Raw genomic sequence first — 15,207 nt, 5'->3', positions numbered from 1 at the left:
CACCAAACCCGCCAGGCAAACACCCGTTTTGCCTGTCAGCGGACCGCGCGAACGTCAGGCGCCGGCGGGGTGCTCCGGCCGGAACCCTACGCCGATGAAGCGTGCGGTGGCGCGGCGCAGGACCGGGGAGAGACCGCGCAGGGCCCAGGACACGGGCCGGGGAACCAAGCGGCTCCCCCGTGGCCGCCGGGCGATGGCCCGGTGCCCCAGTCGCTGGATCCGCTGCATCTTCCTGACGGGAACCTGGCGGCGCTTCTGGACGTCGGCCAGCGTCCGGTCTGACACGGTCCCGCGGGCCAGTTCCGGGATGACGGCGTTGGCGAGCGCCACGGCGTCCTGGATGGCGTAGTTGATGCCCACGCCGAACATGGGTGACATGGCGTGCGCGGCGTCGCCGATCGCGATGAACCCGGGCCGGTGCCACGTGTCCAGGCGGTTGATCCTGACGGACAGCAGCTTGATCTGCTCCCAGCCGGTGATGCTCCGGGCCGGGCCGGCGAGGTGCGGAGCGGCGGCGGTGAGGCGGTCCCGGAACGCCTCGATCCCCTGGGCCTTGATGCCCTCGAAGCCGTCCTTTGGAATGACCATCCCGGACTGGTAGTAGCTGCCGCGGTCGAGGGTCAGGACCAGGCCCCTGGCGGAGGCGTAGCCCAGCGTGGCGGGAACCGGCTGCGGCGGTTTGGGCAGGTGGAACCACAGCACGTCGATCGGTACGCCGAACCCGGTGGGATGGAGGCCTGCGTCGTTGCGCAGTATTGATGCGCGCCCGTCAGCGGCGACCGTAAGCGGTGCGCGCAGCTCGAGGCTCCCCTCCGGTCCGGTGGCCCGGACGCCGGCGATGCGGCCGCCGTCGTACACCAGTCCGTCTGCCCGCGTGCTCATCCGCAGTTCGAATCCTGGGAGGGACGCCGCTTCTGCCGCCAGGAAGTTCAGGAAGTCCCATTGCGGGGCGAAGACCAGGAAGTTGTCCGGCCCGGGCAGCGTACCGAAGTCGGCCATGGTGAAACGGTCGCCGTCGAACACCACATCCAGGGTGCTGATGCGGGTTAGCGGCAGGTCCAGGAAGCGGTTCCGCAGGCCCAGTTCGCCCAGCAGGGTGATGGTGGAGGGGTGGACCGTGTCGCCGCGGAAGTCGCGAAGGAAGTCCGCATGCTTTTCCAGGACGGTGACCCGAAGTCCCGCACGGGCCAGGAGGTAGCCCAGGACCATTCCGGCCGGTCCCCCGCCGGCGATCACGCAGTCCCGCTCGATTTTCCGGTTGGCATCAGCATCCATGGGACCAGTGTCCTCCACACCCCGTTGCCCCATCACTTGGAGTCCCCAAAATGCGGTTTTAGGGACTCCAACTGATAGAGCAAGTCAGTAGTTGCGGCGGTGCTTCAGGCGTGGAATCACGACGGCGAACACGGCCGCCGCGGCAAAGCCCAGGACGCCGGTGGCGGAGATCCCCGCGCCCAGGGATGCGGCGGCGGTCACCGCGGAGAGCAGCACGGGCCCGCCCGTTGACCCGGCATCGGCCATGAACCGCCACAGTCCCAGGAACTGGCCGCGGCCGCGGTCCGGCGAGAAGTCGGCTCCGAGGGTCATGACCAGCCCGGAGCTGATGCCGTTGCCGAATCCGATCAGCAGCGCCGCCAGCAGCAGCCCGGTGAAGGAGCCGGTCAGCGGGATCAGTACCAGGGCGGCGCCCATCAGCAGCGTGGATGGGACCGCCACGAACTGCCTGCCCTTGCGGTCCATGAGCTTCCCGGCCGGGTAGAACACCAGCATGTCGATGGCCCCGGACAGACCGTAAATCAGTGACGCGGACGTGGCGTCCATGCCCAGGTGGTCCGCCCACAAAGGAATGACCACCTGCCGGGACGAGCGGAGGGCGGACAGCAGCAGGATCCCGATCCCCACCGACAGAAAGACCCCTGCGTGGGAGGCCGCGACGCTCCGCAGCGTCGGCTGCGGTCCCGCCGCGCCGCCGTCGGACGCGTCCGGAGCCGCCAGGTCCGGGATGGTGAGGGACAGCAGGGCCGCGGCGGCCATGGCCACCACCCCCACCCAGTAGGCACCGTTGGTGCCCCCGAACTGCATCACGGCTGCGCCCAGGAACGGCCCGATGAACACGCCGATCCGGTTCACGCCGCCCAGCGTGGACAGGGCGCGGGCACGGAACTCCACCGGCACGGCCTCGGTGAGGTACTTCTGCCGGGCCAAGCCAAAGACGCTGCCGGACATTCCGACGACGGCCATCGCCACGGCCAGCAGCCACAGTCCGTTGGGCGCCAGGGAAGAGAGCCCTGCGGCGGCAAGTGCGAGGCCGGCGGCGACAGCTGCTCCCACGATGGACCAGCGCTCACCGAACCGGAGCGTTACCAGGGATGCCGGGAGATTGAAGAACCAGGAGCCCAGGCCCATGAGGGTGACGATGAGGGCTGCCACCGGCACCGAGGCGCCCAGGTCGCGGGCGGTCAGGGCCACCACCGGAAGGATGGCTCCCTGGCCGAGCCCGAACAGCAGGGTTGGTCCGAAAGCGGCCACGGCAATGCCGCGCAGGCTGAACGGTTGGGAGTCGTCGGGGGAAGTCATCAGATTTATCCTAGGGCTGCGCCCCTGTTGCCCTGCGCACGGCGTCAACCTGCGAAACAGTCTGTGGCAGGAGGCGGCCGCCGGCTCCCTCCGGGCCGGCCGGTTACTGCCGTGCCCGGGAACCGGCCCCTGTCAAGGAACGAAACAACGCCACTATCTCCGCCACCGCACCGATGACGGTTCCTGCCATGCCGAGCACCAGGAAAGCCCTGGCCACGGCGGTCCACCCGGACCAGCCACCGGAAAAGTCAAAGGGGGAAGACGTCCCAGAGCCGGATCAGGGCGGCCAGTCCAAAGGCGAGAACCACCAGGTTCCCGAGGGCCTGCAATCCCCGCGACCTCACAACCGCGAAGAGGAGGTTTGCGGTGATGCCGGCGATGAGTGAGGCGTTGACAGCGCCGAGCACCAGCTCCACGTCCCCGGTGAGGAAGGGAACCGCGCGCCAGCCCGGCCAGATATTGATGGCCCACAGCAGCACGGCGTTGACGAGTGCGGAACCGATCCCACCGGCTGGGCCCGTCGACGTCATGCCAACAGGGTGGCCCGCGTGCTGGCCAGACGGTAAGGGGCGAAGGTCCCGCAGGAGGGGCGTCCCGCGGCATCGAGGCCAACGTGAGTGCCAGAAATTCGGGGGTCACAAACGGCGCCAGGAGGAGTAAATTTCGCCTTAGGGGTGCTGTTCCGCGCCCTAAGCCAAGGGGAGGTCATTCGATGGGTGAAGTGTGGATCCGCACGCTCGGCAACGGGCTGGTCCGGGCAGACAGAATCACCGAGATTTCGTCCACCCGGGGGTCCCTCCATGAGGACCAGGGGTTTTTGCTGAAGGTCATTGTGGAGGGCAAAAGCCACGTCCTCATCGATGACTCCGAACTGCAGGGCAGCCTGGGCGAACGGCTGGAGTACGCCCGGCACATGGAGGACGCCCTTTTGCTGGCCATGGACGAGGCACGGGCCAGCGACGCGTCCGCGGTGGTTTCGTTTGAGCCGGAGCGGCAGCGCTGGTCAACGGCGCCGGTGGCGGTGCTGACGGGCCGGCTTCCCGACGTCGCCGGCAGGCTGCCCGAGGTGGTGGGCTGAGCCCGGCGTCACAACATCAGCATCGGCGGCTTCGGTAATAAATTCGTAAACCTGTTGCGTGGATCACATTCAGCCCCTAATCTGTATGAGGCTGAAGAAAACGGCCATGCAAAAAGCTGCAGCGTCGCAGCCTATGCCGGGGAAGGCTTTACCACTTGAATTCGAAGCTGAACATTGTTGTCCGTGTAGATCTCGACCGTGCGCGTGCGAAGGTGATTGCAAAGGGGCATATCACCGTTCACAGCGTCAACGCCTTATACGTAGTAGCAAAGCGGGCCAATTCCCTCAGGGAAGGCCTGGACCTGGAGCTGGATATCTCGCAGGCCTTCGTGGATGAAGCTGCGCTGGACATGCTCCATACCGCGTCCCAAACCCGCCACCTGCCCGCCAGGATCGATCCCCACCAGGCGCCGTGCACCATCAGCGTCCTGGCACCGCGGCGGCCCGTTCCCACAGCGGCCGCCCGCCTGGCCGCATAGCGCAGGTCCGGCACCATAGAGCCCCCCGATCGGGCCAGAGTGCCGGCCAAGTCTTTGATAGTCCCGCCCTCCGTCCTGTCCCACGATGCCGCTGTACCCGCAGATACGGGTAGCTGCACCGGACAGGGCGGAGTGTGCTTTAAGCGTTGGCGCTGAGCCATTCCCTGAGCCGCTGCTCCGGCAGCGGGCGGGCGAACAGGTAGCCCTGCGCAAGGTCGCAGCCCATGGTCTGCAGTGCCTCCACCTGGCCTTCCGTTTCCACTCCCTCGGCCACGGCCCGGATTCCCACCGCGTGGGCCAGGCCGATGCAGCTTCCCACAATGGCTGAGTCACCGGTGTCGGAGCCGAGCCCCATGATGAAGGACCGGTCGATTTTCAGTTCGTTGATGGGGAACTTCTTGAGGTAGGTAAGGCTGGAATAGCCGGTGCCGAAGTCGTCCACGGCCAGCCCGACGCCCAGGTTCTTCAGGGCGGTGAGTGACTCCAATGCCGCTGTGGGGTCCTGCATCAGGGCCGTCTCGGTAATTTCCAGCAGCAGCATCGCAGGGTCCATCTCCGTGCGCCGGAGTGCCCCCTCCACCATGGACACCAGCCCCGGATCGTTGAGCTGCCGGGCTGAAAGGTTCACTGCAAACTCCAGCGCGGCGCCGGCTTGGCTGTCCCGGCGCAGGCTCTCCGCCAGTTTCAGGGTTTCGTCGAGTACCCACGCACCCAAGGGCCTCACCAGCCCGGATTCCTCGGCCATGGAGATGAATTCCGACGGCGGCAACAGGCCCCGGGTGGGGTGCTGCCACCTCACCAGCGCCTCCACTCCGCTGGGCCGGCCGGTGTGAAGGTCGATCCGCGGCTGGTAGTGCACCCGGAGGGCGCCTTCGCCGATGCCGCGGCGCAATTCGCCCAAGGCCCGGAGCCGGTCCACGTTGGGGTCGGACGGCGCCGGCCGATGCAGCTCCCACCGGTTGCGGCCGCGTTCCTTGGCACGGTACATGGCGATGTCGGCCCGGCGGATCAGGTCGTCCACGGTGTCTTCGCCGTCCCTGGCGATGGCGATGCCGATGCTGGCCGACGTGATGATTTCCAGGCCCTCGATGTTGATGGGCGCTGCGAGCACTTCCAGCAGCCGGCCAGCGAGCGCTGTTGCGTCTTCGGCCCCGGGTAATGCCCCCAGCACGACGAATTCATCCCCGGACAGCCTTCCCACCAGGGCCGTTCCCTCGACGGCGGCGGCCAGCCGTTCCGCCGCGGACACCAGCAGCGAGTCCCCCGCCCCGTGGCCCAAACTGTCATTGACTGCCTTGAAGTGGTCCAGGTCGATGAAGAACGCCGCCAGGGTCTCCCCGCTGCCCCCGGACGTTAGTTCGTCGAGGCGTGCCTTGAGTCCTGCGCGGTTGGGCAACCCGGTCAGTGCATCGTGCAGGGCCAGCCGCTGGAGTTCCCGTTCCGCCTGGGCACGCCTGGCGTCCGAGTCCTCGGCGGCCCGCAGGGCGGACACCAGTTCTTTTTCGAACTGCCGGCGCTCGTGGGCGCTGAAGATGATGACCCGGACACTGTCCGTGCCGCCGCCGGCAGGCGCAAAACGGGAGGCGGACAGGAGCGCGGGGCGGCGGATGCCGTCGGCACCGATAAAGTCCACCGCCACTTCGGAGACAGACCCGGTGATGCCTAATTGCGGGATACAGTGCGTTGCATACAGGATCTGGTCGCCCACGGGCATGAGGGACTGCAGGGTGCGCCCCAGCAGGGCCGCCCGGCTGAAACCGGTCCACCGCACAAAGGTGTCATTGACGGCGGCGATGCGGCCGCCGTCGTCCGTGATCAGGTAGCCGCACGGCGCCTGGTGGAAGAGTGCTTCGAAATTGGCCACGGGCCGTCCGGCGGTGTCCGTCATGGGCGCTGCCGAAGGTATCGGCGGATGGCCTGCGCGGTGGCCCCGGGTGCGCTGACGTGCGGGCAGTGCCCGGTGGCCTGCAGGCGGACCAGGGAGCTGTGGCCAAGGTGCCGGTGCACGTAGGATCCCACTTCCGTGGGAGCCAGCAGGTCATCAGAGCATTGCAGCACCAGGCTGTCGGAGCGGACCCGGTCCAGGATGTAGCGGCTGTCCGAGAGGAACGTGACCCGGGCGAAGTGGCGTGCAATGGCCGGGTTGGTCCGGCAGAAGCTGCTCCGGAGCTCTTCTGCGTATTCGGGCGCGTCCGGGTTCCCCATGGCCATGGGAGCGAGGGCTTCGGCCCAGGCGAAGTAGTTGCTGTCCAGGGATGCCAGCAACCCGTCGATGTCTTCCTGCGTGAAGCCGCCAAGGTAGCCGTCAGCGGCGTCGTTGGTGTAGCGGGGCGACGGGGCCACCAGCACCAAGCGGGAGAACCGCTCCGGTTCGTTGGCTGCGGCGATCAGGGCGATGATGGCGCTGACGCTGTGCCCCACGAGGACGACGTCGGTCAGGTCAAATGCCGCGCAGATCTCCAGGATGTCGGCGGCGTAACCGTCCAGTGTCCCGTATTTTTCCCTGTCGTAGGCCTCGATGTCGGAGTGGCCGGCGCCGACGTGGTCGAAAAGCACCACCCTGTAGTCGTCGGCGAAGTAGGGTACCAGCCGCCGCCACACGTCCTGGTCGCACCCGTAGCCGTGGGCGAACAGCATCACCGGCCCGTCCTGGCGGCCTAACACCGTGACGTTATTGCGCCGGGCCACCGCCTCCGCGGTGAGTGCTTCGACCATGATCCAACCCCAAACCAGTAAGCAGGGTGACTTCTTACTCAGATACTAATGGCGCGGGCCCTGGAACCAACCACAAGTTTGCCGCAAGAGGCAGGGCACCCGGCCAGCGGCTACCTGGCGGCGTCGGTGAGCAACTGGCGGAACTGCTGTTCGGTGTCCAGGGTGAGCTTCTTGCCATTGAGGAAGAACGTCGGTGTACCGGTGACGCCCAGCGCCTTGCCGTCGGCGATGTCGCGGCGGATCCTTTCCTTGGTCTGCTCGTCCGCGACGGCGGCGTCGTACGCGGCCAGGTCCAGGCCGAGCTCTTGGGCAAACTGCCGGAACACCCCGGCCTGGGAGTCCTGCTTCCCGCCCCACTGCGGCTGGGTTTCGAAGAGTCTGCCGGCCATCTCCTGGTACTTTCCCTGCTGGGCCGCCGCTTCCACAGCGAGCGCGGCAGTGCCTGAGTTCCGGTGGCCGGGCAGCGGGAAGTAGCGGTGGACGAACGTGATCCGGTCCCCGTATTCCTGCTTGAGTTTGGCGACGAGGGGTTCGGCGGCCAGGCAGGACTCGCATTCGAAGTCGAGGAATTCCACGAGCTGTGCCTTCTCCGTGGCGGGAGCAGTGACCCGGTGGCTGTCTTCGCGGACCAGCCGGGCATCGGTTGCGGGCTGGACGTCCGGCGGTGAGGGTTGGGCGGCGGTGGCGAGGACGTACCACGCCACTCCCCCGGCAACAATCAGGCCGAGGAGGATCCAGATGGCCAGGCGAATCCGGGCGGCGCCGCCCGGGGCTGTGCGGGATGTGGTGGGTGTCTGTGTCATCAGTGTCGGATGGTTTCCTGGTCGCGGTGGGCGGCGGGCTCGATCTGGAAGGTGGAGTGTTCGATGCTGACGTCGAAGTGCTCGGCAACGCAGCGCTGCAGGTCTGCCAGGATGGTGGCGGCATGCCCGTCCTTCATGCAGGTGTCCTGAACCGTGACGTGGGCCGACAGGACCGGCGTGCCGGACGCCACCAGGGAGGCGTGCAGGTCATGGACATCGATGACGTGCGGCAAGGCGAGGATGTGGTCGCGGACCTTGCCCAGGTCCAGTCCGGCAGGGGCGTTCTCCATCAGGACGTTAACGGTGTCCCGCAGCAGTTTCAGCGTCCGGGGAATGATCAGCGCGCCAATGAGCAGGGAGACCAGGGCGTCGGCGCGGGTCCAGCCGGTCAGGGCGATGATGACGGCGGCAGCAATGACGGCCACCGATCCCAAAGCGTCGTTCAGGACTTCAAGGAACGCTGCTTTCATGTTGAAGTTGTGGTGCCGCCCGGACGCCAGCACCGCCAGGCCTACGGCATTGCCCGCCAGGCCGATGACGCCGAACCACAGCATGGTGGATCCGGCCACTTGCGGCGGTTCGAGGAGCCTGCGGATGCCCTCGACGATGACGAACCCGCCCACCCCGAGCAGCAGGGCCGCCTGCCCCGCGGCCGCAACGATCTCGGCTCGCTTGTATCCCCAGGTCCGTTCCAGGGTGGCGGGCTTGAGGGCCAGGGACGCCGCGATCAGTGCGATCAGCAGGCCGGCGGCGTCGGTGAACATGTGTCCAGCATCAGCCAGCAGCGCGAGGCTTCCGGTGAGGAGCGCGCCGATGATCTCGGCAACCATGACTGAAGCCGTGACAGCGAAGACGATGATGAGCTTGGTCCGGTTGCTTGCTTCGTGGCTGTGGTCGTGTCCGCTCATTTTCCGTCTCCCTTGGCCGGCAGCGGCATGCCCAGGGACTGCCGGCCGGGCTGCTGCCCGGCTTCTGCTGCGCAGCCCTCGCAGCAGCCTCCGGCGGAGGATTCCTGGCCGGCGGTGTCCGCAGCGTGCGGGACGGAGCAGCACACATCGCCACGCCAGGCGCTGATGCCCTCGCGGACGGCGATGGCGGCGATGACCAGGGCGGCCCCGGCATCTGCCCACCACCAGCCCAGCGTGCTGTTCAGGACCAGGCCCGCCAGGAGCACGGCGGAGAGATACGTGCAGAGCAGTGTCTGCTTGGAATCGGCGACGGCGGTCCTGGAGCCCAGTTCCCTGCCCGCCCTGCGCTGCGCCCAGGACAGCACAGGCATGACCGCCAGGCTGAGTGCGGCAATGACAATGCCCGGGAGCGAATGCCGGGCTTCGCCGCCTCCGGCCAGGGAGCGGACGGCGTCGAAGGACACGAACGCTGCCAGGGCGAAGAAGGACAGGGCGATGATCCGCAGCGTCAGGTGTTCCCGGCGTTCGGGGTCCCTGGACGAGAACTGCCACGACAGGGCAAGGGCGGACGCCACTTCAATGACGGAGTCGAGCCCAAAGCCGATCAGCGCCGACGAGTCGGCGACGCCGCCGGCCCACAGGGACACAACCGCCTCGATGATGTTGTAGGTGATGGTGGCGGCGGCGAACAGCCGGATGCGGCGGACCAGCACGGCACGGCGCCCGGGCGCCGCGGTCAATTGCAGGCCGCTCACGCCACACACTCCCCTTCAGGGGTGCAGCACGCGGGGTCGACGGCGAGCACCACGCCCAGCAGGTCACGGATGGCATGCCCCAACCGGGCATCAGAGAGTCCGTAACGGGTCCGGCGGCCGTCCGGGACGCCCACCACCATCCCGCAGCCGCGAAGGCAGGTCAGGTGGTTGGACATGCTCTGCCGTGAGACGCCCAGCGTCTCGGCGAGCTCCGCCGGGTAGGCGGGGGCCTCCGCCAATGCCAGCAGGATCCGGGCACGGGTGGGATCGGACACGGCATAACCGAACCGGGCCAGGACGGGTGCATGGGTCAGGGTTGTCACCCCTACAAAGTACATTCTTGGATGTACTGAGGCAATCGGTCCACCGGCCCCACCCTTGTACGCTGGTTGTCATGGTGTTGACAACCCAACAGCCGGCTATGACAAACCTGTAGATTCGGGCGGCGTTCTTTTGTAGGCTAGTCCTGTCAGTGCTTGGGGGGCCGACAAACCGGAGTCAACTTTGTCCGGCAGACCGAGCAGGAACAACATCGGTCAAAGACAGGGTCCCAGGTATGAAAACGCCGTCCGCACGCGTCCGTAGAATCGCTGCTTTCGCATCAGCTCCCGTTGCCATCCTGATCGCCGGAGGAATGGTCTGGCAGGGGTCACAAGCTGCCTTTAACGCCACCACCCGCAACGCCGGCAGCTCCTGGAGCACCGGCAGCGTGGTCCTTACCGACGACGACAACGGCGCCGCAGCATTCACCGTGGAGAACATCGTTCCCGGCCAGACCGGCCAGAAGTGCATCGTAGTGACGTCCCAGTCGAACGTGCCGGGCGAGGTCCGCGCCTACACCCAGAACCTCGTCACGTCCAAGGGGCTGGAAAACCGGATCTACTTCGACCTGGAGCAGGGCACCGGCGGTTCCTTCAATGACTGCACCGGGTTCACCCCCACAGCCAACCAGGTTCCTGAACTTCCGCTGTCCCAGCTGGCCACCGTCAACCGCGACTTTGCCACAGGCGGCGCTCCGTGGGATACAGCCGGCACTCCGGGAGAAACGCAGAGCTACCGGGGCACCTGGCGGTTCGACACCACCGGGATGAGCCAGGACGAGGTCAACGCCCTGCAGGGCGCACGCGTCAGCATCGACCTCGTCTGGGAACTGCAGTCCGACAACGCGCCCACGCCGTAATCCGGGCGCAACAACAGTAACGCGGTGAAGCGGGAGAGGCCCGGGTCTTCCCCGGGTCCCTCCCGGACCGGGGCGATATTTTCGGTCGACGGATGGGGATTGTTCCTGGCGTCCCTGGCGTCCCGGCTGTACCTGGGCATCCTGCTAAGCCTTGCCCTGTTCGCGGTGGTTCCGGCAGCGTTCGGCTGGCACGGCACCGTAGTTCAAAGCGGTTCCATGGAACCGCACATCTCCCCCGGCGACGTCGTCCTGGCTTCCGACCTGGACCCTTCACAGCCGGTGCCTGTGGGAAGGGTGGTGCAGTTCCGCAGTCCCGCCTCAGCGGAACCCAGCGGGGTTGAGAAGACCCGCCTGCACCGCATCGTCACGGCCAATGACGACGGCACCTACGTGACAGCCGGCGACGCCAACGCCGATGTGGACAGCACTCCCCTGACCCGCGAACAGATTACCGGGCAGGCACGCCTGCTGGTCCCCGGCGTCGGATTGCCCGGACTCTGGCTGAACAGCGGTAACTTCCCTCCCCTTGCCCTGTGGTCCGTCATCACCCTGGCTGCCGTGGCCGCCGCCGTCTTCGGCGGTGTCAGCCCCCGCGGGAACGGCCGGGAGTACCCCGGCGGCGGGGACACAGGAGACGGCGGAGACAGTCCGGGAACGGACGACGGCGGCCCACCCCCCTTTGCGAAGGCCGGGACCGCCGTCGGAATCATCGCAGCCCTGTGCACCGTGGTAGTGCTGGGCGCCAGCGTCTTCTCAGCGGCGGCGTTCACCGCCAGGACGGCCAACGCCGCCAACTCGTTCGCCACCGCCGCGGACTGGTCCCCGCCGTCAGTCAGCCTCAGCAGTCCCGGGCCCACCGTACGCGGCACCGTGGTGCTGTCCGCGGAGGCCACGGACCCTGAGTCCGGCATCCGCAACGTGGCCATCCAATACGCGGCAGCCGGAAGCAGCACCTGGGCGACGCTCTGCACCCCGGTGTCCGCCCCGTACTCCTGCGCCTGGAACACCACCGCGGTTCCAGACGGCCAGTACACCCTGCGGGCGATCGCCACGGACAACTCCGGACTCACCAGCACCACACAGCCTGTCAGCACCGCAGTGTCCAACACGTTCTCCGTGGTCCTCAGCGATCCCGGTGAGACGGTACGCGGCACCACCTCACTGGCCGTGGCCCTCAACAACGCCGGCGCAGGCCTCTACACGGTCCGGGTGGAATACTCGGCGGCCGGGGCCAACAAATGGAACACCCTGTGCCTGAACCTGCTCTCCCCGTACAACTGCACGTGGAACACCGCCGCCTTCACCAACGGGTCCTATGACCTGCGCGCCGTCGCCGTTTCCGGCCTGACCACCACCTACTCGGCCATCATCGCCGACGTCATGGTGGACAACACGGCACCCTCCGTCACCTTGACGGACCCGGGCGCCACCCTCCGCGGTACCAGTACCTTCGCTGCAACGGCGTCGGACGCGGACTCAGGAGTGGCGCAGGTGCAACTGCAGTACCAGCGCACCGGGACCAGCACCTGGACCGCAATGTGCACCGCTGCAGATGTGCCCTATTCCTGCAGGTTCGACACCACCACCCTGGCCAACGGCACCTACAACTTCCGGGCGGTGGCCACCGATGCCGCAGGAAACACCGCGGTCTCAACAGTCGCCTCCACCAGGACGGTGGACAACACCGTGGCCTCGGTGTCCATGGAGGACCCCGGCGAATACCTCACCGGCACCGTCCCGCTGACCGCCTCGGCCAACTCACCGGCCGGGATCAGCAGCGTGCGCATCCAGTCCGCTCCGGCAGGGACCGCCACCTGGACCACCCGGTGCACCATCACCACCGGCCCGTACACCTGCGCCTGGAACACCACCACTGTGGCGGACGGCCTCTACGACTTCCGCGCCATCCTGCTGGAACCCACCGGCAGGGAAACCACCTCCGCCACCCTTGCTTCACGCAGGGTGGACAACAGCCCGCTGCGTGGCGCCGACGTCCAGGCCGTCAACGGCACAGGCACCGCTGGACGCCTTGACGCCGGCGATGTCCTGACGTTCACCTACAGCCAGCAGGTCAATCCGGGGTCAGTCACGTCCGGCTGGAACGGGGCGGCACTTCCCGTGACCCTCCGGCTGCGCGACGGGAACCTCCTGGGCTTGGGCAATGGAGCCGACACCATCGACCTTCAGCGCACCGGCGGCACCGTCAACCTGGGTACGTTGAACACCAAGGGCAACTTCGCCAAGAGCCGCAAGACCGTAACCTTCAACGCCACCATGACGGCCACCACGGTCACCGTCAACGGAATCCCCCGGACAGCGGTCAGCGTTACGCTCGGGTCTGTTGCCAGCGGTGCGTCATCGCTGCGGACGGTCTCCACTGCAGCATCCATGGTCTGGAGCCCGACGGCGGCCGTCACCTCGCTGGCCGGCGTCCCCTCCTCCACCGCCCCGGCAACGGAAACCGGAGCCCTGGACCGCGACTTCTAGCGTCAGGCCTCGGCCGGTTCCTCCACGTCGGCGTGGGCGTAGGACTCCGAGACCCTGCGGTACACCGGCGTGAGGAAGGCCAGGAGTGCTGCCACGATCATGATGATGCCGGCCACCAGGAACACCAGGGCGATGCCGCGGGACGTCCCCTCGCCCAGGAGCGGCGCCAGCTGCGCGGAACCTTCGCTCGACCGGGCCCAGGGGATGATCCAGTACTGCGCCAGCGGTGCGATCAGGAAGGCGGTGACGGGCGCCGCTGCGGACTCGAAGGCCATGGCGAAGCCAAAAACACGGCCCTGGCGGTGCAGCGGAACGACGCGCTGGATGACCGTCTGTTCGGCGGCTTCGACGCAGGGCACCAGTGCCAGGTAGAGCCAGATGCCCAGTACGTAGAGCCATGCCCATTCCCGGATGGTGAACAGTGCCCCGAGCGCACCCATCAGCACCACGGCGATCAGCAGGGTCCGCAGCGGGTTGGCGCCCAAGCCGAACTTTCCGATCAATGCTCCGCCCACGATGAACCCGGTGGAGCCCACGGCAAAGAACACGCCCCACAGCTCGACGGGGAACATCTCGAGCCCGTACGGATCCATCAGGGCCATGTACACGCCGCCGATGAAGTTGTTGAACGTGGAGAAGATGATGAGCGCGAACAGACCGCCCACGGCCAGGACAGCGGCGATGGCGCCGCGCACGTCGAAGCCGCCGTGGGCGTCGCTTGGTGCCACCTCGGTTTCTTCCGGAATCCGCAGCGTCAGCAGGTGCAGGAAGGCCAGGGCGGTGAGGCCGACGGCGACCGCGATGGTCCAGCCCATGCCCAGCAGGCCCACCGACAGGCCGGACAGCACGGAGGTGACAATGAAGGCGAGCCCCTGGACCATGCCCACCATCCCGTTGGCGTTGGCCCGCCGGTCCGGATCAATCAGGATGGTCACGGTGGTGGACAGGGCCACGTTGCGCATGTTCTCCACCACGGCACCGATCAGGATGATCAGGGTGAAGATCCAGAACCAGGGCTGGCCGAGGTCCAGCAGGGCGGCTTCCGGCGTCAGGAGGAACATCACCCCGGCCACCACAAACATCACCAGGGTGAACGCGGCGGCGAACCGCATGACCGCCAGCTTGCGGTAGCGGTCCACGAAGGTGCCGAAGCTGATGCTGGAGAGTGCGATCAACAGCATGTACGCGCCGCCCACCACACCGGTGGCGATCACGTTGCGGGTTTCAAGGTAGACCCAGAACGTGAGGGCGAACCACAGGTAGCTCGTGGTGATGTTGGCCAGTGCGGTGTTGATGAGGATGCCCGCGAACGTGCGGGAGCGCTCCTCCGGAGTACGCAGGGACGTGTCGATGGCAGCTTCCTGCTCGGACATGGGTCCCAGTCTACTGAGAACCCGGCGCCGCGGACATGGCCGGCCCTCCCCTACCGCTCCACCGGGGACGTGCCGGCCCTAGGATGCTGTCCATGAGGATTGCCGTAGCGGGTGGTACCGGCACTGTTGGCCGGTACGTGGTGGAGGTGGCGCGGCTGCGCGGGCACGATGTTGTGAGCCTGAGCCGCTCCGAAGGGATGGACCTGGTGACCGGCCGCGGCCTGGAACAGTCGCTGGCCGGCGTGGACACCGTCATCGACGTCGCCGGGATCAACAGCACAGCCACCAAGAAAGCGGTGGACTACTTCACCAACGCGTCGCAGAACCTGCTGGCGGCAGAGAAGCAGGCAGGGGTGAAGCACCACGTGGCGCTGTCCATCGCGGGCATTGACCAGGCACGCTCCGGCCTCTACGCAGGCAAGCTGGTGCAGGAGGACACCGTGCGGCACGGCGATGTGCCATGGACGCTCCTGCGGTCAACCCAGTTCCACGAGTTCGTGCCCTTGGTGGTCCAGGCGGCCTCCGCGGGACCGGTGGTGATGGTGCCGAAAATGTTTACCGCGCCCGTGGCCGCCAGCGAGGTTGCCGAAGCCCTGGTTGCAGCCGCGGAAGCCGGCCCGCAGGGCAGGGTTCCGGACCTCGGCGGCCCCCGCACGGAGCAGCTGGCCGGCCTGGTACGGGCTTACCTTCACAGGACCGGCCGGACCGGGAAGAAGGTGCTGGAGGCACCCCTCCCCGGCCCGATGGGCAAGGCCATGCGCAGCGGCGCGCTGATCCCGGCGCCGGGTTCCGCCGTCGGACGCCAGGCGTTCCAGGAGTGGCTGGACGCGCTGCCGCACTGACCCGATGCCG

General features: G+C 67.4%; 15 protein-coding genes. 5 read left to right on the top strand and 10 right to left on the bottom strand.

The genetic code is table 11. The annotated features are described in order from the left end of the window. Window positions 1–54: 54 nt before the first annotated feature. The 3 genes from AS031_RS01460 to AS031_RS01450 all read right to left on the bottom strand — a co-directional run bounded on the left by AS031_RS01460 (window position 55) and on the right by AS031_RS01450 (window position 3,107). Window positions 55–1,275, bottom strand: a complete 1,221-nt coding sequence (locus AS031_RS01460) for an FAD-dependent oxidoreductase (RefSeq protein WP_058266369.1) — start codon at window positions 1,273–1,275, stop codon at window positions 55–57. Window positions 1,276–1,359: 84 nt separating this feature from the next. Continuing rightward, window positions 1,360–2,577, bottom strand: a complete 1,218-nt coding sequence (locus AS031_RS01455) for an MFS transporter (RefSeq protein ID WP_058266368.1) — start codon at window positions 2,575–2,577, stop codon at window positions 1,360–1,362. Between the two features lie 248 nt (window positions 2,578–2,825). Further along, complete coding sequence (locus AS031_RS01450) at window positions 2,826–3,107, bottom strand: hypothetical protein (protein ID WP_228379539.1); 282 nt, start codon at window positions 3,105–3,107, stop codon at window positions 2,826–2,828. A 182-nt stretch (window positions 3,108–3,289) separates the two neighbouring features. Between AS031_RS01450 and AS031_RS01445 the strand changes: the two genes are divergently transcribed. Together AS031_RS01445 and AS031_RS01440 are read left to right on the top strand one after the other, a co-directional pair. Then, window positions 3,290–3,655, top strand: a complete 366-nt coding sequence (locus AS031_RS01445; protein WP_058266367.1) for a hypothetical protein — start codon at window positions 3,290–3,292, stop codon at window positions 3,653–3,655. Window positions 3,656–3,810: 155 nt separating this feature from the next. Continuing rightward, on the top strand, window positions 3,811–4,134 hold the full coding sequence (locus AS031_RS01440) for a hypothetical protein (protein WP_058266366.1): 324 nt from the start codon (window positions 3,811–3,813) through the stop codon (window positions 4,132–4,134). Between the two features lie 139 nt (window positions 4,135–4,273). Here AS031_RS01440 and AS031_RS01435 read toward each other — a convergent pair whose 3' ends face one another. The 6 genes from AS031_RS01435 to AS031_RS01410 all read right to left on the bottom strand — a co-directional run bounded on the left by AS031_RS01435 (window position 4,274) and on the right by AS031_RS01410 (window position 9,638). After that, complete coding sequence (locus tag AS031_RS01435; RefSeq protein ID WP_058266365.1) at window positions 4,274–6,022, bottom strand: putative bifunctional diguanylate cyclase/phosphodiesterase; 1,749 nt, start codon at window positions 6,020–6,022, stop codon at window positions 4,274–4,276. Next, window positions 6,019–6,849, bottom strand: a complete 831-nt coding sequence (locus AS031_RS01430; protein WP_058266364.1) for an alpha/beta fold hydrolase — start codon at window positions 6,847–6,849, stop codon at window positions 6,019–6,021. The genes AS031_RS01435 and AS031_RS01430 overlap by 4 nt, the downstream gene beginning before the upstream one ends. Window positions 6,850–6,959: 110 nt before the next feature. Next, a complete protein-coding gene (locus AS031_RS01425; protein ID WP_058266363.1) occupies window positions 6,960–7,652 on the bottom strand; it encodes a DsbA family protein in 693 nt (230 codons plus the stop codon). Beyond that, window positions 7,652–8,560, bottom strand: a complete 909-nt coding sequence (locus AS031_RS01420; protein WP_058266362.1) for a cation diffusion facilitator family transporter — start codon at window positions 8,558–8,560, stop codon at window positions 7,652–7,654. Before AS031_RS01420 ends, AS031_RS01425 begins: the two co-directional genes overlap by 1 nt. Further along, a complete protein-coding gene (locus AS031_RS01415) occupies window positions 8,557–9,315 on the bottom strand; it encodes a cation diffusion facilitator family transporter (RefSeq protein ID WP_058266361.1) in 759 nt (252 codons plus the stop codon). The genes AS031_RS01420 and AS031_RS01415 overlap by 4 nt, the downstream gene beginning before the upstream one ends. Next, a complete protein-coding gene (locus AS031_RS01410; RefSeq protein WP_058266360.1) occupies window positions 9,312–9,638 on the bottom strand; it encodes an ArsR/SmtB family transcription factor in 327 nt (108 codons plus the stop codon). The genes AS031_RS01415 and AS031_RS01410 overlap by 4 nt, the downstream gene beginning before the upstream one ends. 233 nt (window positions 9,639–9,871) lie before the next feature. Between AS031_RS01410 and AS031_RS01405 the strand changes: the two genes are divergently transcribed. Continuing rightward, entirely contained in the window at window positions 9,872–10,495 is a 624-nt protein-coding gene (locus AS031_RS01405) for a hypothetical protein (protein WP_058266359.1), read from the top strand. Between the two features lie 99 nt (window positions 10,496–10,594). Then, the gene (locus tag AS031_RS01400) at window positions 10,595–12,982 is read left to right on the top strand and encodes an Ig-like domain-containing protein (protein ID WP_082641923.1); all 2,388 of its coding nucleotides are present in this window, start codon (window positions 10,595–10,597) and stop codon (window positions 12,980–12,982) included. Between the two features lie 2 nt (window positions 12,983–12,984). Here the strand turns inward: AS031_RS01400 and AS031_RS01395 are convergent, their stop codons facing one another. Next, window positions 12,985–14,355 (bottom strand): MFS transporter, encoded by a 1,371-nt coding sequence (locus AS031_RS01395; protein WP_058266357.1) that lies wholly within the window; start codon window positions 14,353–14,355, stop codon window positions 12,985–12,987. Between the two features lie 92 nt (window positions 14,356–14,447). On the opposite strand from AS031_RS01395, the gene AS031_RS01390 reads away from it, so the two are divergent. Further along, window positions 14,448–15,197 carry an SDR family oxidoreductase gene (locus tag AS031_RS01390; protein WP_074446904.1) on the top strand — a complete coding sequence of 250 codons (750 nt, stop codon included), beginning with the start codon at window positions 14,448–14,450 and terminating at the stop codon, window positions 15,195–15,197. Window positions 15,198–15,207 lie beyond the last annotated feature (10 nt).

Source organism: Pseudarthrobacter enclensis, assembly GCF_001457025.1.
In the GTDB taxonomy this organism is placed as follows: domain Bacteria; phylum Actinomycetota; class Actinomycetes; order Actinomycetales; family Micrococcaceae; genus Arthrobacter; species Arthrobacter enclensis.
Note: the sequence above shows the minus strand (reverse complement) of the source record. Positions and strands in the feature narration are given on the sequence as shown.

Coding starts and splice junctions, on each gene's coding strand:
- AS031_RS01435 (WP_058266365.1), bottom strand. CDS start 6,022: ATGACGGACACCGCCGGACGGCCCGTGGCCAATTTCGAAGCACTCTTC.
- AS031_RS01390 (WP_074446904.1), top strand. CDS start 14,448: ATGAGGATTGCCGTAGCGGGTGGTACCGGCACTGTTGGCCGGTACGTG.
- AS031_RS01460 (WP_058266369.1), bottom strand. CDS start 1,275: ATGGATGCTGATGCCAACCGGAAAATCGAGCGGGACTGCGTGATCGCC.
- AS031_RS01425 (WP_058266363.1), bottom strand. CDS start 7,652: ATGACACAGACACCCACCACATCCCGCACAGCCCCGGGCGGCGCCGCC.
- AS031_RS01455 (WP_058266368.1), bottom strand. CDS start 2,577: ATGACTTCCCCCGACGACTCCCAACCGTTCAGCCTGCGCGGCATTGCC.
- AS031_RS01450 (WP_228379539.1), bottom strand. CDS start 3,107: ATGACGTCGACGGGCCCAGCCGGTGGGATCGGTTCCGCACTCGTCAAC.
- AS031_RS01430 (WP_058266364.1), bottom strand. CDS start 6,849: ATGGTCGAAGCACTCACCGCGGAGGCGGTGGCCCGGCGCAATAACGTC.
- AS031_RS01395 (WP_058266357.1), bottom strand. CDS start 14,355: ATGTCCGAGCAGGAAGCTGCCATCGACACGTCCCTGCGTACTCCGGAG.
- AS031_RS01445 (WP_058266367.1), top strand. CDS start 3,290: ATGGGTGAAGTGTGGATCCGCACGCTCGGCAACGGGCTGGTCCGGGCA.
- AS031_RS01405 (WP_058266359.1), top strand. CDS start 9,872: ATGAAAACGCCGTCCGCACGCGTCCGTAGAATCGCTGCTTTCGCATCA.
- AS031_RS01420 (WP_058266362.1), bottom strand. CDS start 8,560: ATGAGCGGACACGACCACAGCCACGAAGCAAGCAACCGGACCAAGCTC.